General features: G+C 41.9%; 28 protein-coding genes and 1 tRNA gene. 10 read left to right on the forward strand and 19 right to left on the reverse strand.

The features are described 5' to 3' along the window. The first annotated feature begins 79 nt into the window (after nucleotides 1-79). The 4 genes from ABM313_RS06625 to ABM313_RS06640 are packed head-to-tail and all read left to right on the forward strand — an operon-like array spanning nucleotide 80 to nucleotide 3,593. Nucleotides 80-550, forward strand: a complete 471-nt coding sequence (locus tag ABM313_RS06625; protein WP_434686876.1) for a DUF29 domain-containing protein — start codon at nucleotides 80-82, stop codon at nucleotides 548-550. Continuing rightward, complete coding sequence (locus ABM313_RS06630; protein WP_434686877.1) at nucleotides 543-1,274, forward strand: type III pantothenate kinase; 732 nt, start codon at nucleotides 543-545, stop codon at nucleotides 1,272-1,274. Before ABM313_RS06625 ends, ABM313_RS06630 begins: the two co-directional genes overlap by 8 nt. Then, the gene (locus ABM313_RS06635; RefSeq protein ID WP_434686878.1) at nucleotides 1,243-2,658 is read left to right on the forward strand and encodes an AAA family ATPase; all 1,416 of its coding nucleotides are present in this window, start codon (nucleotides 1,243-1,245) and stop codon (nucleotides 2,656-2,658) included. Before ABM313_RS06630 ends, ABM313_RS06635 begins: the two co-directional genes overlap by 32 nt. Continuing rightward, a complete protein-coding gene (locus ABM313_RS06640; RefSeq protein ID WP_434686879.1) occupies nucleotides 2,655-3,593 on the forward strand; it encodes a hypothetical protein in 939 nt (312 codons plus the stop codon). Before ABM313_RS06635 ends, ABM313_RS06640 begins: the two co-directional genes overlap by 4 nt. Before the next feature lie 104 nt (nucleotides 3,594-3,697). On the opposite strand, the gene ABM313_RS06645 is transcribed toward ABM313_RS06640, so the two are convergent. From ABM313_RS06645 to ABM313_RS06710, 14 genes are all read right to left on the reverse strand, one after another. Continuing rightward, nucleotides 3,698-3,780, reverse strand: a tRNA-Leu gene (locus ABM313_RS06645). Nucleotides 3,781-3,998: 218 nt separating this feature from the next. Further along, a complete protein-coding gene (locus tag ABM313_RS06650) occupies nucleotides 3,999-4,337 on the reverse strand; it encodes a hypothetical protein (RefSeq protein WP_434686880.1) in 339 nt (112 codons plus the stop codon). A gap of 479 nt (nucleotides 4,338-4,816) precedes the next feature. After that, nucleotides 4,817-5,128 carry a hypothetical protein gene (locus ABM313_RS06655; RefSeq protein ID WP_434686881.1) on the reverse strand — a complete coding sequence of 104 codons (312 nt, stop codon included), beginning with the start codon at nucleotides 5,126-5,128 and terminating at the stop codon, nucleotides 4,817-4,819. Beyond that, nucleotides 5,125-7,887, reverse strand: a complete 2,763-nt coding sequence (locus ABM313_RS06660; protein ID WP_434686882.1) for a VapE domain-containing protein — start codon at nucleotides 7,885-7,887, stop codon at nucleotides 5,125-5,127. The genes ABM313_RS06655 and ABM313_RS06660 overlap by 4 nt, the downstream gene beginning before the upstream one ends. Nucleotides 7,888-7,891: 4 nt before the next feature. Beyond that, a complete protein-coding gene (locus tag ABM313_RS06665) occupies nucleotides 7,892-8,155 on the reverse strand; it encodes an HNH endonuclease (RefSeq protein WP_434686883.1) in 264 nt (87 codons plus the stop codon). 93 nt (nucleotides 8,156-8,248) lie between these two features. Beyond that, complete coding sequence (locus ABM313_RS06670) at nucleotides 8,249-8,485, reverse strand: hypothetical protein (protein WP_434686884.1); 237 nt, start codon at nucleotides 8,483-8,485, stop codon at nucleotides 8,249-8,251. A gap of 38 nt (nucleotides 8,486-8,523) precedes the next feature. Then, nucleotides 8,524-8,694: a hypothetical protein gene (locus ABM313_RS06675; RefSeq protein WP_434686885.1), complete on the reverse strand. Its 171-nt coding sequence runs from the start codon at nucleotides 8,692-8,694 to the stop codon at nucleotides 8,524-8,526. Further along, the gene (locus ABM313_RS06680; RefSeq protein WP_434686886.1) at nucleotides 8,684-8,884 is read right to left on the reverse strand and encodes a hypothetical protein; all 201 of its coding nucleotides are present in this window, start codon (nucleotides 8,882-8,884) and stop codon (nucleotides 8,684-8,686) included. The genes ABM313_RS06675 and ABM313_RS06680 overlap by 11 nt, the downstream gene beginning before the upstream one ends. Continuing rightward, nucleotides 8,884-9,288: a hypothetical protein gene (locus ABM313_RS06685; RefSeq protein WP_434686887.1), complete on the reverse strand. Its 405-nt coding sequence runs from the start codon at nucleotides 9,286-9,288 to the stop codon at nucleotides 8,884-8,886. Before ABM313_RS06685 ends, ABM313_RS06680 begins: the two co-directional genes overlap by 1 nt. Before the next feature lie 115 nt (nucleotides 9,289-9,403). Further along, a complete protein-coding gene (locus ABM313_RS06690; RefSeq protein WP_434686888.1) occupies nucleotides 9,404-9,655 on the reverse strand; it encodes a hypothetical protein in 252 nt (83 codons plus the stop codon). Next, the gene (locus ABM313_RS06695) at nucleotides 9,652-9,909 is read right to left on the reverse strand and encodes a hypothetical protein (RefSeq protein WP_434686889.1); all 258 of its coding nucleotides are present in this window, start codon (nucleotides 9,907-9,909) and stop codon (nucleotides 9,652-9,654) included. The genes ABM313_RS06690 and ABM313_RS06695 overlap by 4 nt, the downstream gene beginning before the upstream one ends. Continuing rightward, nucleotides 9,896-10,192 carry a hypothetical protein gene (locus ABM313_RS06700; protein ID WP_434686890.1) on the reverse strand — a complete coding sequence of 99 codons (297 nt, stop codon included), beginning with the start codon at nucleotides 10,190-10,192 and terminating at the stop codon, nucleotides 9,896-9,898. The genes ABM313_RS06695 and ABM313_RS06700 overlap by 14 nt, the downstream gene beginning before the upstream one ends. Continuing rightward, nucleotides 10,189-10,440 carry a hypothetical protein gene (locus ABM313_RS06705; protein WP_434686891.1) on the reverse strand — a complete coding sequence of 84 codons (252 nt, stop codon included), beginning with the start codon at nucleotides 10,438-10,440 and terminating at the stop codon, nucleotides 10,189-10,191. The genes ABM313_RS06700 and ABM313_RS06705 overlap by 4 nt, the downstream gene beginning before the upstream one ends. 50 nt (nucleotides 10,441-10,490) lie before the next feature. Beyond that, nucleotides 10,491-10,718: a hypothetical protein gene (locus ABM313_RS06710; protein WP_434686892.1), complete on the reverse strand. Its 228-nt coding sequence runs from the start codon at nucleotides 10,716-10,718 to the stop codon at nucleotides 10,491-10,493. A gap of 116 nt (nucleotides 10,719-10,834) precedes the next feature. Here ABM313_RS06710 and ABM313_RS06715 point away from each other — a divergent pair, with 116 nt between their 5' ends. From ABM313_RS06715 to ABM313_RS06740, 6 genes are all read left to right on the forward strand, one after another. Then, nucleotides 10,835-11,068 carry a hypothetical protein gene (locus tag ABM313_RS06715; RefSeq protein ID WP_434686893.1) on the forward strand — a complete coding sequence of 78 codons (234 nt, stop codon included), beginning with the start codon at nucleotides 10,835-10,837 and terminating at the stop codon, nucleotides 11,066-11,068. A gap of 11 nt (nucleotides 11,069-11,079) precedes the next feature. Continuing rightward, nucleotides 11,080-11,400 (forward strand): KGK domain-containing protein, encoded by a 321-nt coding sequence (locus tag ABM313_RS06720; RefSeq protein ID WP_434686894.1) that lies wholly within the window; start codon nucleotides 11,080-11,082, stop codon nucleotides 11,398-11,400. Nucleotides 11,401-11,426: 26 nt separating this feature from the next. Then, on the forward strand, nucleotides 11,427-11,780 hold the full coding sequence (locus ABM313_RS06725; protein WP_434686895.1) for a hypothetical protein: 354 nt from the start codon (nucleotides 11,427-11,429) through the stop codon (nucleotides 11,778-11,780). Between the two features lie 180 nt (nucleotides 11,781-11,960). After that, complete coding sequence (locus ABM313_RS06730; protein ID WP_434686896.1) at nucleotides 11,961-12,422, forward strand: hypothetical protein; 462 nt, start codon at nucleotides 11,961-11,963, stop codon at nucleotides 12,420-12,422. After that, nucleotides 12,422-12,637 (forward strand): hypothetical protein, encoded by a 216-nt coding sequence (locus ABM313_RS06735; protein ID WP_434686897.1) that lies wholly within the window; start codon nucleotides 12,422-12,424, stop codon nucleotides 12,635-12,637. Before ABM313_RS06730 ends, ABM313_RS06735 begins: the two co-directional genes overlap by 1 nt. Further along, nucleotides 12,634-12,846, forward strand: coding sequence for a hypothetical protein (locus ABM313_RS06740; protein WP_434686898.1), 213 nt, complete (start codon nucleotides 12,634-12,636; stop codon nucleotides 12,844-12,846). Before ABM313_RS06735 ends, ABM313_RS06740 begins: the two co-directional genes overlap by 4 nt. 294 nt (nucleotides 12,847-13,140) lie before the next feature. Here ABM313_RS06740 and ABM313_RS06745 read toward each other — a convergent pair whose 3' ends face one another. From ABM313_RS06745 to ABM313_RS06765, 5 genes are read right to left on the reverse strand one after another with little or no spacing between them, the layout of a single operon-like run. Further along, nucleotides 13,141-13,320, reverse strand: coding sequence for a hypothetical protein (locus tag ABM313_RS06745; RefSeq protein ID WP_434686899.1), 180 nt, complete (start codon nucleotides 13,318-13,320; stop codon nucleotides 13,141-13,143). A gap of 3 nt (nucleotides 13,321-13,323) precedes the next feature. Next, nucleotides 13,324-14,631, reverse strand: a complete 1,308-nt coding sequence (locus tag ABM313_RS06750) for a type IV secretory system conjugative DNA transfer family protein (protein WP_434686900.1) — start codon at nucleotides 14,629-14,631, stop codon at nucleotides 13,324-13,326. 31 nt (nucleotides 14,632-14,662) lie between these two features. Continuing rightward, nucleotides 14,663-14,962 carry a hypothetical protein gene (locus ABM313_RS06755; RefSeq protein WP_434686901.1) on the reverse strand — a complete coding sequence of 100 codons (300 nt, stop codon included), beginning with the start codon at nucleotides 14,960-14,962 and terminating at the stop codon, nucleotides 14,663-14,665. Next, nucleotides 14,955-15,080: a hypothetical protein gene (locus ABM313_RS06760; RefSeq protein ID WP_434686902.1), complete on the reverse strand. Its 126-nt coding sequence runs from the start codon at nucleotides 15,078-15,080 to the stop codon at nucleotides 14,955-14,957. The genes ABM313_RS06755 and ABM313_RS06760 overlap by 8 nt, the downstream gene beginning before the upstream one ends. Further along, nucleotides 15,077-15,334: a hypothetical protein gene (locus ABM313_RS06765; protein WP_434686903.1), complete on the reverse strand. Its 258-nt coding sequence runs from the start codon at nucleotides 15,332-15,334 to the stop codon at nucleotides 15,077-15,079. The genes ABM313_RS06760 and ABM313_RS06765 overlap by 4 nt, the downstream gene beginning before the upstream one ends. Nucleotides 15,335-15,454 lie beyond the last annotated feature (120 nt).

Genomic DNA, 15,454 nt, shown 5'->3' on the forward strand with positions numbered 1-15,454 from the left:
AAGCAAAGTCCAAAGAAATTTTTGAAAGCGACGCTTTCAAAAATTTCTTTGGACTTTATAGCAAAGGAGCTAAATCAAAATGACACAGGCGATAACTCGTAAATCTCTCAATACTTCTCTATATGAGACAGACTTTTTGCTATGGACTGAAGAAACTGTAGCCAAGCTCAAGGCTAGGGATTTTGACCATGTAGACTTGGAAAATTTGATAGAGGAGATCGAATCATTGGGGCGTTCTGAAAAAAAGGAGGTTAGAAATCGGCTCAAAACTTTGCTAGAACATCTAATCAAGCGGATCTATGTTGATATGCCTCAAGAGTTCAATGGATGGGAACGAACTATTAGAGAACAACGTGCTGAAATTAGAGTCGAACTCAATGATATGCCAAGCCTAAAAAGTTTTTGGGATGAATTATTTGATGTGGCTTGGGGACTTGCATTGCTCAAAGTAAAGGGTGAGTATGAGCAAAAAGGCTATCAAATTCCTGTGCAATGGCAGTTTAGCCGCGACATTGAGGCGATGTTGAGCGTTAAGTTTTGGGATGAGTAATTTGTCTAATTACTTAGCGATCGCCATTGGCAACACCAGAATTAAGGCGGTTATTTTTGGTAGCGATCGCCAAATTTTTGAGGAATATGCCTTTACCCATGATCAATTACCAATTTTAGAAGCAAAGCTTGCGGATCGAGATTTTGCAAACATTGCGATCGCTTCAGTAGTTCCTGAATTGCTCACCAGTTGGCATGAGTTACCGCAAACCCAAATTATTAAGACTGCTGATGTGCCTTTGCATGGTTTGTACGCAACGATGGGATGCGATCGCGCTTTGGCGGCTTATGGTGCAGGGGAAGTCTATGGCTATCCTGTGTTAGTGATTGATGCGGGGACAGCGATTACTTTAACGGGAATTGATGCGGATAAGACTTTAGTTGGTGGGGCAATTGTGGCGGGATTGCGATCGCAGTTTTTAAGTTTGTATCAAAACACGTCAGCTTTGCCCGATGTGCATATTCCCGAAACATTGCCAAATCGTTGGGGCATGGATACTGCTAGCTCAATTCAAGCAGGAATTGCTCACATGTTTTTATCAGGTTTACAAGCTTATATCGCTGATTGGCGATCGCTATTTCCCGATAGCAAGGTGATAATTACTGGGGGAGATGGCGAACATTTAGTGAAATGGGGACTACAAGTAGATATAATTGATAAGAATCTAATTTTTTGGGGATTATGGCGCTGCTGTGAGTTTCAATCCAAAGCTTTGTCGCAATGAGAGCGAAGTCGAAAGTAAATTAATTGTCCAGTATCTTTTGCCTACACTTGGTTATGACGCAAGTAAATGGCATCAGGAAGTTGCTTTAGGGAGTATTCGTTTAGATTTTTTAGCACTGACTTCTCAAGTATTTCCGAGCATTACTGATGCTGCACCCAAGGTTTGTGTGGTGATGGAAGCGAAGCACCCAAAGCACAATCTTGATTCCCATGTGCGGCGGTTGAGTCGTTATTTAACGCGCTTACATGTTGTGTATGGAGTATTAACTAATGGTAAGGATTTTCGGATCTATGAGCTTGTAGGTGATCAGGTCAAGCTAAATTTTCAATGTCAAGGTGCAGAAATTACCGACAATATCGAAAAAATCAAGGATATTATTGGCAGAGACAAATTAGCTGAAATTAAACCTAAAAATGCTAATTCCGCAGATAAATCTAGTCCACCTCTAAAGCAATCAGTTGATATTACGCCGCCACAATCTCTACAAACTACAGTTAATATTCCTAACCCCAAAGTAAAAATCATGAAAACGATCGCGATCTATCACAACAAAGGTGGTGTAGGCAAAACCACGACCACCATTAATCTTGCTGCTGCTATTAGTCGCAAAGGCTTAAAAGTTCTCATTATTGATCTCGATAGTCAGGCAAATACTACCTATGCCGCAGGTTTAATGAAGTTTGATACCGAAGAAGAAGATACGCTCAAAGATAGTAATATTTACAATGTTGTCTTCTATCCCAAATCCAACTATATTCCTGAAATTGCACTCAAGAGTACCTTCACTTATCCCCCAGTCGATGTCATTCCCGCACACATTAATTTGATTTGGCAAGAAGCAAGATTGGTTGATAAAGATAGCTCTAAAACACATCTAGTCAAGAAATTAGAACTGGTAAAAGATGACTATGATGTGGTGTTGATCGATACACCGCCATCTCTGAATCTCTACGCCAAAATTGCGCTAATTGCCTGTGATTATTTAATTATTCCCTCTGACCTCAAGCCTTTTGCTAATGAAGGCTTACGCAATGTCAAAAACTTTATTGAGGAAATTGATGAGTTTCGTACTTTCATCAATAAACCTGCGATTGAGGTTTTAGGTGTATTACCTTCCAAAATCTTGACCAATGCCAATTACATCAAAGCAACTTTGCCTAAACAAGAAAAAGTTGTTGAAGAGCGCTATGGATTTCCTGTGTTGGAAACCAGAATCTTCCAACGTGAAGACTTATCAAGAGCAATTGATAATTTTATATTTGAAGGCGATCTCCAAATTCCTGATCCTAAGTCTATTTTTGACTTTAAACCAGATTCCATATCTGCTGCCGAGTTTGAAGAATTAGCTAATGAAGTTCTTGAAAAAGTAGGATTAAGTGCATGAGTTTATTAACTTCTTCCATTGACCTAGATACAATCACGCCGCCAGCAATATCTAATTCTCAGTTTCCGTCTCATCAAGTTGAGAACCTTGCGAATTTATTTTTAAAAGCAGGTGATACCGTTAGTCCGATCCTTGTGCGCAAAATCTCACCGATCGCCTTTGAAGTTTTAGAAGGGCATTTTGAATATTACGCCGCAATTAAAGCTCAGGAAATTGATGAGCAATTCACAGCAATCCGAGCTTACGTTGTGCCACCTGATTTAGAATCCACAATTCTTGAACAGTATCAATTTTTGCGATCGCATTCTGCGCCAACACCTATTCCCAATCCTCCACCAGTGAATTATGAAACTCCTCTAGATTTAGCCAATATCGAAGAAGCGATCGCCAATCGATTAGAGCAAAAACTAACTGCGGCGATTGTGAAAACCATTGAAGAACGAATCAGTGCTAGTTTGCAAACAATTGTAGGTCAAGTGACCAAACAACTGGATGCTCATTTAACCGATTTTCGTCAGTCATTATCCCTAGTTCCTATTCATACAGTCCTTGGCACTAATAATCAACCTACTAATCTAGTTCCAGAACCGTTACCAGAAAAAATTAGTAAATCTAAGACCACACCCAAATCTAAAACTACTCCTAAAACTAATAAACCCAAGACCGAGACTTCTAAAACAACAAGTAAAGCTAAAAATATTGACAATACCGATCCAAAAGTCTTACAGGTACTTGATGACTTGAATAACCTTAATTTTGCTGAATTGCAGAATAAGTTAGCAAAATCCGCGAAAACTAACATCAAGTTTGCTCGTCCTATTGATGAACTAAGATTACAGCAACCAAATCAGAAATTTCTGTCAATTCAAGATGTAATTATTAATGTTCAGGGGCTTGCGGAAAAGACTATGCAGAAAATTGTTGATGCATGGTAGCTAAATCAAAAAAAGAGACTACTGTGCAAAACACAGTAGTCTCTTTTTTTGATTTAGAAAGTATTGCTTCGCAATACTCTTGATCGTAAACCGATCTTATGAAGTGGGGGTAAAGGGACTTGAACCCTTACGACCTTACGATCAACGGATTTTAAGTCCGTAGCGTCTACCATTCCGCCATACCCCCAAAGGGCTTTGATATTCTAACGCGAAATGGGTGAATTTATGATCATAATTTTAAAATTATTGCGATCGCTCAAAAAACTACAGCCAGCAACTAGTTGCTGGCTGTAGTTTTTTGAGCAATTACCAATCAAACAAATCATGAAATTTTTTAAAAGGCTTGCAAAGCAAGCCTTTTAAAAAATTTCATGATTTGTTTGTGAGCGCAAAGCGCCATAAGATTTACTCGGTTTCCTCGTCATCCCATTTTTCAGGGGTATAGCCAAGCTCTGTGGCGGCTGCTTGTTCTTCACTGGTCAGATCTTCCCAGAGTTTTTCGGCTGATTCAGGAATGTCATCTTCTCCTTCCCAGCTAGCCTGACTCCAACCGAGGATACCCCACAATTTTTTATCTTCGCTAGACAAGTCATCCCATTCAGGAAAATCCTCATCATCATCCCAGCTTTCCTCAGTCCAGCCTAATTGAGTCCAAATTGCTTGCTCGTCACTGGTGAGATCAGCCCAGCTTAGTTCACTCCAAAATTCATTTGGGTCACCTGTTACTTCACGAATATCAGCCATGGAAATTTTCTCGCAAATTAGAACTTATATAGATTTCATCATAGGTTTGTCTAGGTTTGAGAAGCAACAGCTAAAATTTAACCTTTCAAAAGCCAAATAAAAGCGGTGCAATGCACCGCTTTTATTTGATTAAGTCTATACCGCCTTTCAAGTAAGCGAGGTACAAAGGTTTGTTTCTCCACCTTCGGTGGAGAAACAAACCTTTGTACCTCATTTCATATTTATTCTTAAGAGAATTTTTTTGCCTATTATTGAGAGTCTATGTCTTATTCTTAGACTCAATAAAAGACAGGATATCTCACTACTAGACTAGTTTTGCTGTCAGGACAGACAAAAAATCTTGTTTTTAGGCTTGATTATAAATACCGTAGTGTTAAAGTTAAATTAAAGCTTACGAATTTACTTAAAATCCTTGCTGGATAGGTGTGCTTACGATAATGGTTATTTACGCAAGCAAAGGCAATTTCGTAACCTAATTCTCAATAGTAAAAGTCACCTTTACTCACATGCAAAACATCAGACCTTTGTATAGTCCATGTTTTACCAGTAACCTCGTTTGACACTTCGATCGCATCACCATCAATCTTATTGACAATTCCCGCCCCTTTTTTGCCTCTTTTCAGCGCAAAAATGACATGAACGCCCACTTTTATCTCAAGCTTTTCTGCTTCTGAGTTTACGATAATGGGGTTGTTTTTTGAGTTGGCATTAGATAGCTCACAAGCTGCACTCAGCAAGGCATCTGAGAGATGCTTAAGAATTATCACAGCAATTTCCTTAAGCTCACTCATTTAGTAACCTCCAACTGGTCAAGCTTAAAATGCTGCTCTACAGCCCAGTCATCCCCACCAACTACAGCGAACTCATTGCCAAGTCGCAAAACCGCCCCTTTTTTGCCAGCAAGAAAGTGGGGAGATTTTATCCGAACACGATCGCCAACTTTTAAAGAAAAGACTTTGGGAGGCGTTTTTGGTGTCTCTGGTGTCACTGCCTGCCCTGTAGCGCTCTCCTGATATGGCTTAGATGCCAGTGACACATCATTATTAGCATGTGTCACTGTATTTGGTGTCACTGAAGAATTTACAAATTGAGAATTAGTGCCACCAATTAAAGGTGTCTCTGTGGTGTCACTGGAGGTGTCACTGTTATTTGATCCTTCTGTAGTGTCACTTTTATTATTATTTTTATCAAAAGTGACACTTAGACACCATAAAACCTTGCCATTAGTTTTCTTTCTTGTATATTTTAAGACGCGCAAAATATCACCGATTCGCATTTGGTCGGCTTTGCCTTGTTTTGATAGCTCCAACTTGATAACGTTGGTCATGATTTCCGATACTGAAACCTGATTACGCCCTTCGCAATAAAATTCGATCGCATCTTTCCAAGGATCTTCGCGTTGGAATTGGGCGTTAATGATGGCGCGTTCTACTTCTTCCTCACGGGATAATTCCCATGATTGTTTTTGGTTGTATAGAGCAACAGCCGCCGCCCAAATTGCATCACGGTCTGCTTGCAATAGGTCTGTGTCAATTCTTTTCTGGATAGGGATAATCCAATAACGGCGATCGCCTGTCGCATCATTGAGAAAGTCATCACGATTACTTGACCCAACAATGATCGAGTGTCTGGGATAAGATTCGACTGTTTTCCCCCAAGGTCTGCGATACATATCGCTGGTAGAAGTCAGAAATGACTTGATCGAGCTTGCGTCACGTTGGTTAAAAATTCGCTCTAGTTCTCCCCACTCTAGAAACCATGCAGCACTTAGTTTCATTTTTTCATTTGGATCGGCAACGTTTGAGCCAAGGTCATCGTTAAACCAATCACCTGCTAATACTTTGAAAAATGTTGATTTTCGGTAACCCTGTCCACCATGCAAAATCAAAACCGTATCCACTTTGCATCCAGGGTTAAATGCTCTGGCGACTGCTGATATCAACGTCTTTCTGAGCATGGCATCGTAAATCGGATCGGTTGTGCCTAAATATTTCTGAGATGGTTTATCAAGTAGATGGGTTGTGGTTGCTCCAAATTTATCAAGACATTTTGATAAATACGTAGTGAGGGGATTGTATTGGTTCTCGCTGGCAAATTTGGCGACGCAATCAATCACAAAATCCTTTGATGAAATAATGCCGTATTGCATCAAGTCTAGGTACAGATAATCAGGTGTGAGCTTTACCCCGTCCAGTTCTACATCCTTGGACATGGTGTTGAGCCTTAATCGTGCTTGCCACATTTTGCGGATGTGGTTAAGGACTGCTGGTTTAGATACGATCGGCTTGAGATCTTCAAACTCAGCCCCCGCATCTTGCAGTTGAAATAAGGCATCGTCAGGGTCAATATTTTTCTCAACTGGTAGCCTGTCCCAGCTTTTTACCTGTTTATCTTTACTTTCTGGTGTGCCATCACAGAAAGGGCTGTAATTTTTGTATCCCCAATCATACCAAGCTCGATATAGATCGCCGCATTGTTTGAGGCATGAGCCGATGTGAGCAAAAGTATCGCTTTTGTGACAAAAACTTTTAGGCAATTTCCAGAGAATATCAATGGCTTTCTTTTCGACTTCGGTATATTCACGATGTTTGACTTTCTCAAAATCGGCAATAGTAAAGCCATTGAGCAAAGCGTCACCAACATCCCAGCCGTCTTTGTGGTTTTCGGGATGGGGAACTGTGCATGAAATGGCGCGATCGCCAATTTTGGCGGCTAACTTTGCGGAACCATCTGGTCCCGGACGCTTACCTTTGGAGTTGACATAGTCGAGGTCGTACCAAATATAAATATGTTGGTACGAATCCAAAGGAGACATATCAATGGGGATAGTGCCACAGCCAGCCGTACCAGTACAGATATCAATATGGGTGATGTTATTTGCAATGAAGATTGCAGCTAAGACCATTGCATCCCATTCACCTTCGACGATCCAAAGTTCAGTTGCGTTCTCGTTTTTGAGGGTAAAGTACCAGTCAGCTTTTGAGCCTGTGTCTTGCATGGCTCTAGTTTCTTCGCCTTCACCGTCTAGCCTTTCGGCTTTGGGTATCCAAGGAGCAGGAAAATATTTGTTTTGCCATCCGCCTTTACGGTTGTACGGGATGGTAATGCATGGGTAAATTTTGCCTTTAAAACTATATTTGGCGATGCCCAATTTGTGGCGGATGATTGCCTGTTCATCAATGCCGCGCTTTGCTAACCATTCTTTAGCGATCGTGAAGGTCGATCTTTTGGTTAGTAAGGTTTGGTGATTTTCTTCAATCTGTTGCAGTGATTGATATACGGGTTTTTTATCAGCAACACTTGTCTTAGTGGTGGTGATTCTCTTCGCTACGGGTGCTTTGTTTTCGGGTGATTTGGGGTCAATCCCTAGAGCGTTGAGAATGTCGGGGAAACTGCAATCCCTATGACATTTGATTTTCCCCTCTGGACTCATGGCAATATTGCGATTTTTCTTGCCATCAGCTAAGCACACAGGGCATTGCGCCCGATTGCTTGAGTTGAAGTCAAGATATTTAGTGAAATCTATTAGTTCTTCGGTTGCTGTTGGCATGATTTTATAACAGAGTCATTTGACCTAGACGCTCGGCTTTAAGCCGTTTTTTGAGCTTCATTTGTGATGTGTCATATCTGGCATGACACGGAAAGCAGAGAGCTTTTAAGTTTTCGGGTCTGCAATCTTCAGGCTGGTGGTTGAGATGTGCAACGGTGAGAGTAAATCTGTGGGGGCGTTCTTTATATCCCCATTCACCTGTTTCATCACAAGAGATGTAGTCTGAGGTGTCGTCATACCATCCTGAGCCTTGGTCTAATAGCCACACTGGATAAATTTATTGCTTTGGGCTTTTGCCATAGTTTTGATTTGGTTGGATCGCCTAATCTCATCGGTGGGAATTAGGCGATCGCGTGATTGGTTAAAGCTTGGTTACACGGGAAATGTGTACATTGCCTTCCCACATTTGGACAAGGATGTTGCCGTCTATGAGTAGAGGCGCGTATTCATTGGGCTGAATTAGTTGAGTGCGAATATTAAACTCAAGATCGTCTCTTTCAGCCTTGGCTTGCTCTAATTGGGCGGATAAAGAACTCACTAGGGTTTTGGCTTCAAGATAAGAGTGAATCAACTCAGCAGGCGTTAGGGTGTTTTCCATAGGTTTGATAAGTGGTAGATGGGCGATCGCGTGATTGGTTAGGCTTGAAATTTGCCAATTGCTAGATCTAGTCCGTCTAGCAGTTTTGAAATTAGAGGATCGTTTTTGTCTGAAACTTGTGAAAGGACTGCGCTGATTGTGTTAATCATTCCAATAAGTTTTTTATTGTCTGATTCAAGTTTTGTGAGCCGTTCGGTGTCAGTTTTCATAAGGGCTTTTGATGTTTGGGTTATAGCGTTTGAGGTATTTCAGGAGCTTGACTAGACTGATTTGCACATAGTTTTCTGTGAAATAAATCTCGCCATCTTCTTCAATTTGGATTTCTTCAAGCAATACGGGCATATTTCGGGTGAGCTTGCCTCGTAGAAAGCGCTGCTCGTCTAGCCTGTATCTGGGCATTAGAAGTCATCCTCATAGTTGGGAATCTTGCGATCGCCAAATCGATCAACTTCATTCGTGATGATTTGGTGGACATGGCGCATCCGAAAGTTTCGGGCGCGGTGGGTGAGAAACTGTTTCTCAGTGCAGAGTGAGGCAAGGATACACAGGTCGATCGCTCTCAGACTGGTGATGATTTCGGCTTTTAAGCAACGGAATTCTTGCTCTGATGATTTTTTGTAATCAGCGTGAGTGCGTTGTAGTGAGGTTTTGAGGCTGTCATAGTCTCCCTGCAAGTTGGCAAGCTGTTTCTTTAGCTCAACAGACTCTTTAGTCAAGGTTTCATTGATGCTCAACTGTCGCTCGTATTGAGCCTCCCAGTTAATTACGGTGTCTTCGTCTTGGCTGGTGGTTATTTCTGACATGGTGGATTTGAGGGGAATTGTGTACGAGGATCGGCGCAACTGCGAGGATCTTGGCTGTAGCTTTGGGCCGGTCCGTAGTGGGCGGATAGGATGAGCAGTGCTAGCAAGATTGATTTCATCTTTTAACCTCTGTCATTAGTTGCAATGAGAGGTTTTCGACTACTTGGAGGGATTCACGGACGGTGAGGGATTTTAGCCATTGGGTTGATGTGGCGCTGAGGTTGGGAACATCAAAGCCTTCAATCTTTTCGGCTATTTCGTCGGTGAGTTCGTTCATGAGTAATGCTTTAGCACTGGGGGGAAGTTGGCAGATTTCCTCGGCAACATCGGGAGGTAAGGCGGCTGATAGGCGTTGTGTCGTTGTCATGGCTGTTTGATTTGTTCAATTAGTTCTATGCATTGGTTCCAGATTTCTGTAGGCAGAAATATTTGGATAGGCGATCGCTCTATAAATCCTGCGGTAATGGCAACGTGAATTAATGCAGCTTCGCGGATGACATCCAGTTCGATGAATCGCTGGATTGTGGTGTGTGGTTTGCGCTGGTTTTCGGTTGCTGCTAGATAGGTATCTATGTGAAAAGTCAGCGCTGGGTTTTCGGTACGAGTTTTAAGATTGAGCATCGTTCGCTTTCTCCTGAGATTTAAGCCATGCAAGCCGCTCGGCAAGCCAACGAAGCAAGGCAATCTTGTTTTTGGTACTGAAAGCGTCGATCTCATCTTCAAACCACTTCACCAACTGCATATGCATGGCAAAAAACTGGCTTTCTCTAAGGTCTGTCGATAGATGTGAGGCAAGATCAAAAATCAAGTCTGCTAGCTCGTCATAGCTGAGGCTGCATATGAGGTTTTCTGTGGATTCTGATAGCTGCAAGCCGTAATAGCCAACGGGGTGGGGGAATGTCATGGCTGATCCTCTGGGGATAGTGGGGTGATGTTGTCGGCTAGAACTTTGATGAGTTCTAGGATTTCGGACTGTGGCATGGAGGTAAGCCGAGGCAAAAGCCCCCAATTGTCTTTGTTGAAAGGTTGCAACAGTTGATAAGCCAAATCGTTTAGTAGTTCGATTCGTTTATGTCGTGATGCTTCAGCGATCGCTGAGTTTTCTTGCTCAGTTAGAAATGAAATGGTTGGCATGGGATTAGGAAACGACATAAATTTGATTTTCTCCTAAAGGTTTACTTGTGTTGTATATTCTTACAACTCTATTTCAAACTAGCACAAGATTGTAAATTTATACAACTCTTTTTTCTTCTGATCACAATAGCCTCTAAAACCCTATAGCTAGGCATGTCTAAACCCTTTGCTAGTCTATTTAAGGTTTTCTCTGTTAATGGCTGTCCATTGAGGTATCGCCAAAGGTTTTCTTTAGCAATTCCTGAAGCCTTTGCTAATTCAGAGATAGGCGTTTCCAAAAATTCTTCGATTGTCATGTAAATTTTTACAACTTATAGATCGCCTCTAAGATATCTTGCTTTGGTTGTAAAAATCAACATTGTAAAAAACTACAACTCTAAGCAATAATTGACCTATTACTAAGGGCAAAAATATGAATCACAGAGAGGCTCTCACTGAGGTCATAGAAAAATTTGCAATTAAGTCCTCTGAAATCGCTCAAAAAGCTGATATTGACGAGGCACAATTTAGCCGCTTCAAGTCTGGGAAAGCAGGGTTAAACCTTTTGACTTGGGAACACATCGTCAGTGCATTACCCCAAAAAGCTAGAGCCTATCTGTATTTCTTGTTGGCGACAAATAACGATGAAAGTAAACCAGCTGCTTAACGAATATATAAATGTCTGAATTTAAACCCCTGCCACCAGACAGCGTAATTTCTAGAAATGAGCCTATACCAGGTCGAGCAGACCTTATGTTTCAGTGCCAAAGTTACTTAAAGGGAGCATATAGGCGACTAAATCTTGACGATGAAAACACTCAAAAGATATGGACTGAAGAGGGGGCTGAGTGTGAAGTACTAATGGTTGGATCAACTTGGAAGAAAGGCAAAGTCAGAATTAAGATTGCGGTTGAATTTTGTGAGGATTTCCCAGAGCCAACATTTGACACACTCTTGCCGCATCCTGAAATAGTTGAAGATGATTGGCGAAAAATTTGATGGTGTAATTTTAGCGAGCTTAACTTATGGATTTTCTAACAGCTTTCTGGGATTCAATGACCAATCAACTAGCTCAAATGCTAGGAAGTGTGACAGGGGCTATTGTTCAAGTCTTGCTTTATCTGTTGCTTGCTTATCTATGCTGGGGTTTTCTGTGGGATAGGATTTTGACTAAAGCGGGGTATAAGGGGAAAGATTTTATATGGCGATTTGGGTTACTGTTTAGCCCTGCATTAATCGCCCCACTTGATAAGGTTTTGTCAAAAGATCTCTATCAATGGTTCGCAGGATTTACGGTACTACTTTTTTATTTAGGAGTAGTGATTTTAGCGATCGTGCCTTGGAATAGGATTAAAACTGAAGAAGTAAAACTTTTTTAAATCGAATAACAAACAGGGAAGGCGATCGCATAAGTTGCGATCGCCTTCCCTGTTTGAAATAGAAAGTATTTTAATTAACGTATTGCGTTAATTAAAATACTCTGCTATCCTGATATTCATGAGGCAAGGGCAGCCACCCAAGCCTCACTCAAACCCACTAAACAAAAGGATTTTACCATCATGTCTAAGTCATTAAAAGATCTTATTTCTACTATCCAATATGATTCCTCTTGGGGGATCTGGGCAGAATTGATCGACGGCAAATTCACCCCCGAATCTAAAGCGCGTTATGGTCAAAGCCAATTTGAAAATGGCGGCGTTTTAGATGAGTTTGCATTCTTTGCTCATGGCGAAAAGATTGGCGATCATTACTCCGATTGGTGTGGCGAATTTGAACTGCATGACTACTCTCAATGGGATGCGATCGTCATTGAGTTTGAAAAAGCTCATGATTGCGAGTGGGGCGGAAATCGCAAAGAGGTTGAAGATTGGGCTAAAGATTCAGAAGATCCCGATGTAATCACTCTTGTAGAAGCAGCTAGATCGGAATTCAATTCTCAGTGTGCAGAAAATAGAGATGAATGGCTTTCAGAGCTAATCTCGGACATGAATGAAGACTTAGAGCAGCGCTTGGAGTACTAATGCCAGCACCTACCCCCCGCAATCCCAAAGGGGCAGGGCGCAAGCCTAGCCCCGGTCCTACAAAGAAAATGGAAAGCTTTCGGTGCGATGCCGATCTAGCCCAAGAGCTTGAAAACTGGGAGCAATACGGCTTCAAAACCAAAGCCGCCATGCTCAACTTTGCCCTCAGAAACTTCATCCAAACATTCAAAGATCCCAACGGAGAAGCCCCATGAAGTACACATCAAAAAACCACCAGATCATGGAGCGCCCACCAATCTGGGAAGCATCTGATTTTAAAAACTCTCAAGCCTATTGCGAGATCGTAATCGGGCTTGATGACGGCATCACAGCCAAAGGATGGATACCGCTATCAGATCTAGTGCAATGCGATGAGCCGCTTTATCAGCAAATTACCGCAAAGCACTTCAAGCAAGCAAGATAAAAAAATATCCACAATCTGTGGACAAAAAAAGCCGCTAAACTAGCGGCTTTTTTTGTCCCTCAAAAACTAGATCTAAAAATGAAGATCACAAAATTACCAATCACAAACCAAAATCTCGATCATCAGTTTTTGCATTTTCAATTTCACGATCTAAATTCAAAACTAAAATCCCCAAACTGAGATCGCATTCACCAACTCGCCCGAAACCTTTTCACAATCAATCATCCCGCCCGATCTCAATTCATCTCATCTAGTCTCATTAGATCTAGAAATGATTAATAAATTACAATCGCCTCAACGGACAAAGAACGAAGCCCAAATCATCCGTAGTCCACCAGATAGCAACGACAGAGCAAAACCACCGATCAGCCAATCGGAAAATCCAATATCAGGAAGATTTTTAGCGATCGGTTTGAGTAGGACCAGGGCGATCGCCACAAAAGCAAACCCTAAAAACAATAAAAGTAACTTCATAAATCAACTCACTGAGAACTCTAAATTTTCTAAATCACCACGAACCACGCCCAAATTTTCATCTGCAAGCCATTGAAAATATCGGCGAATCTCCAAAACTGAGCTATCTCTAAATAGCCTAGCCCCTGCCTTAACCTGTGAGGCCGTCACAAATTTATCTTGCTTCCTTGCATAGTCCAAAATCACTTGAGCAGGTTTTGACAAATTGACAGTTGACGGATTGACATCAGATTTTAGGGTTTTTAGCCCATCAATAGGGCTGTCAATCCTTGTCAATTCGTCAATTTCTGTCAATTTGTCAACTTGTGTCAATTCCGCAAAATCAGCAGGAATTGACATCACAGGCATAGCAACGCGATCGCTTAACTGGGGAATATTGCAAGGCAAGTTCCCCAACATTGCGGGGCGATCGCATGACTCAACAGCCAATTTAATCGCATCATCCTTAAGAGACTTAGCATGATCGAGAGCAAACTCACCCAACTTAATGAAGCAAAAGTTATCTCTCACACTGCCCTCACCTTCAAGCCCAATTGCTTTGACTTCAGGTGATTGAGTTAAGACAACCAGCCTAATCGCGACTTTTCTGGCTTCTCGGCTGATTAATTTCATCCATGAACTTGCAACTTTACCAGCTACAGAACTAGCAATAATTGCGGGATATTCATCGCAAATTATCACGATTGGTTCAAATTGCTTTACACCTTGATCGCGAGCATCAAAGCGCTTTTGCAGTAATTGCAAGGTTACTTGCATAATCTCGGCAATCTGTTCATATTTCCGACCAGCGCCATAGACAGGCAAATTACCCCAATCATCGGGGGCAGCGTGTGGATCGATAACGATTGTGTAAGCTGTGCAATTTGCTGCTAAATGCTTAGCCAGTGTTGATTTACCATCACCAGTTGAGCCAAGCAACATCACATGAGGTTTAGCAAGAGCTTGTCTCACATCAGCAAATTTAACAGGTGTAGGCAATTCCGCAGGTGCTGCGATTGCGACTTCACGCGCTGGCGGTTTCATTGAATGACTAAGCCAATTTCCATAGGCGGCAACACTTTGCTGATGTGCGATCGCCTCGTAGGGAGATAGCATGTTTTCAAGTTTGTCCAGTCGATGCGAAACATAAACCAAGCTAGAAGCGATCGCCATCGAGGTGATTTTAGTCAAAGGATGGCTAGGTATTAGAGTGCTGGCATAGAGAGCCATCGCACCAACAAAAACAGACATACTCGCTTTGCGAACCACTCGCGGCGCTTCATTTGTGGCTAGTACCTGTGAAGTGTGAAATTGATTATTTGTATAACTCATAGTAAAAAGCCCTCGCATCGAGGGCTAATGATTAACTGTTTTCTGAGCAGACTTTCCAAACCAAATCATTGAGAGCTTTATCGTCAAACCTAGCTAGGGTTTTTTCAGGCTGAGAATTAGTACAGAGAGCATATTTAAGCTCTAGTTCAGAACGCTTGGGGATAGGTTTGAGGCTAACTTGCTTGGCTTTAGATTCGGGGGCAGGTGCAGCGATTGCATTTTGTGAATTAGCGATCGCATTGCTTTGTAAATCCCACTTAGCCAAGTAATACCCAGTAATAGAGCCAAATCCAAGCATTAACCCCATTGCAGCACCAATAGCTTTATTCATCGGGTTCCGCCTCTTCACCGTCTGACTCATCCTCTTCATCATCATCCTTGTCCCACCAATCGGGATTTGCATTTGTCAGCGCATCCCAAAAAGTCCAAGTCTTTTCAGGGTTACTCACGCAGCCACCTCCTCAACAGCCGCCTCAATTGCATCCATTTCGCTTACAGGCACATGGGCGGATACATCCGCAGAGAGCCATTCAATAGCCCTCGTTCTAAGTTTCTTTCCAAGATGCACAAACATCAATTTTGCAAGCTTCGCCATGTCCACCTCTGCAATGAGGTCATCTGCAAGCCTTGGTGCAAGCAATTCTTCTAAATCGGTCTGTTTGGGTAGTGATGGTACTACCTCTAAATTCTTCTTTGCTGCCATAATCTTATTGCTCTTGGTAAAAGGGTAAGCACGGTGTGAGCGTCCAAACTTTGCACCGTGCTTTTGATTTATATTAGCGTATTAGTTACTAAACAGTTACGCTATACACATCGTTTAGTA

Origin of the sequence: Pseudanabaena minima str. Chao 2107 (assembly GCF_051131155.1) — a bacterium.
GTDB lineage: Bacteria > Cyanobacteriota > Cyanobacteriia > Pseudanabaenales > Pseudanabaenaceae > Pseudanabaena > Pseudanabaena minima.

Excerpts from the sequence above, each read along its gene's own strand:
- ABM313_RS06680 (WP_434686886.1), bottom strand. The coding sequence starts at position 8,884 with ATGCCCAGATACAGGCTAGACGAGCAGCGCTTTCTACGAGGCAAGCTC.
- ABM313_RS06730 (WP_434686896.1), top strand. The coding sequence starts at position 11,961 with ATGTCTAAGTCATTAAAAGATCTTATTTCTACTATCCAATATGATTCC.
- ABM313_RS06725 (WP_434686895.1), top strand. The coding sequence starts at position 11,427 with ATGGATTTTCTAACAGCTTTCTGGGATTCAATGACCAATCAACTAGCT.
- ABM313_RS06710 (WP_434686892.1), bottom strand. The coding sequence starts at position 10,718 with ATGACAATCGAAGAATTTTTGGAAACGCCTATCTCTGAATTAGCAAAG.
- ABM313_RS06720 (WP_434686894.1), top strand. The coding sequence starts at position 11,080 with ATGTCTGAATTTAAACCCCTGCCACCAGACAGCGTAATTTCTAGAAAT.
- ABM313_RS06690 (WP_434686888.1), bottom strand. The coding sequence starts at position 9,655 with ATGACAACGACACAACGCCTATCAGCCGCCTTACCTCCCGATGTTGCC.
- ABM313_RS06655 (WP_434686881.1), bottom strand. The coding sequence starts at position 5,128 with ATGAGTGAGCTTAAGGAAATTGCTGTGATAATTCTTAAGCATCTCTCA.
- ABM313_RS06700 (WP_434686890.1), bottom strand. The coding sequence starts at position 10,192 with ATGACATTCCCCCACCCCGTTGGCTATTACGGCTTGCAGCTATCAGAA.
- ABM313_RS06640 (WP_434686879.1), top strand. The coding sequence starts at position 2,655 with ATGAGTTTATTAACTTCTTCCATTGACCTAGATACAATCACGCCGCCA.
- ABM313_RS06675 (WP_434686885.1), bottom strand. The coding sequence starts at position 8,694 with ATGAAAACTGACACCGAACGGCTCACAAAACTTGAATCAGACAATAAA.
- ABM313_RS06630 (WP_434686877.1), top strand. The coding sequence starts at position 543 with ATGAGTAATTTGTCTAATTACTTAGCGATCGCCATTGGCAACACCAGA.
- ABM313_RS06715 (WP_434686893.1), top strand. The coding sequence starts at position 10,835 with ATGAATCACAGAGAGGCTCTCACTGAGGTCATAGAAAAATTTGCAATT.
- ABM313_RS06705 (WP_434686891.1), bottom strand. The coding sequence starts at position 10,440 with ATGTCGTTTCCTAATCCCATGCCAACCATTTCATTTCTAACTGAGCAA.
- ABM313_RS06755 (WP_434686901.1), bottom strand. The coding sequence starts at position 14,962 with ATGAATAAAGCTATTGGTGCTGCAATGGGGTTAATGCTTGGATTTGGC.
- ABM313_RS06745 (WP_434686899.1), bottom strand. The coding sequence starts at position 13,320 with ATGAAGTTACTTTTATTGTTTTTAGGGTTTGCTTTTGTGGCGATCGCC.
- ABM313_RS06750 (WP_434686900.1), bottom strand. The coding sequence starts at position 14,631 with ATGAGTTATACAAATAATCAATTTCACACTTCACAGGTACTAGCCACA.
- ABM313_RS06660 (WP_434686882.1), bottom strand. The coding sequence starts at position 7,887 with ATGCCAACAGCAACCGAAGAACTAATAGATTTCACTAAATATCTTGAC.
- ABM313_RS06695 (WP_434686889.1), bottom strand. The coding sequence starts at position 9,909 with ATGCTCAATCTTAAAACTCGTACCGAAAACCCAGCGCTGACTTTTCAC.
- ABM313_RS06740 (WP_434686898.1), top strand. The coding sequence starts at position 12,634 with ATGAAGTACACATCAAAAAACCACCAGATCATGGAGCGCCCACCAATC.
- ABM313_RS06625 (WP_434686876.1), top strand. The coding sequence starts at position 80 with ATGACACAGGCGATAACTCGTAAATCTCTCAATACTTCTCTATATGAG.
- ABM313_RS06765 (WP_434686903.1), bottom strand. The coding sequence starts at position 15,334 with ATGGCAGCAAAGAAGAATTTAGAGGTAGTACCATCACTACCCAAACAG.
- ABM313_RS06685 (WP_434686887.1), bottom strand. The coding sequence starts at position 9,288 with ATGTCAGAAATAACCACCAGCCAAGACGAAGACACCGTAATTAACTGG.
- ABM313_RS06670 (WP_434686884.1), bottom strand. The coding sequence starts at position 8,485 with ATGGAAAACACCCTAACGCCTGCTGAGTTGATTCACTCTTATCTTGAA.
- ABM313_RS06650 (WP_434686880.1), bottom strand. The coding sequence starts at position 4,337 with ATGGCTGATATTCGTGAAGTAACAGGTGACCCAAATGAATTTTGGAGT.
- ABM313_RS06735 (WP_434686897.1), top strand. The coding sequence starts at position 12,422 with ATGCCAGCACCTACCCCCCGCAATCCCAAAGGGGCAGGGCGCAAGCCT.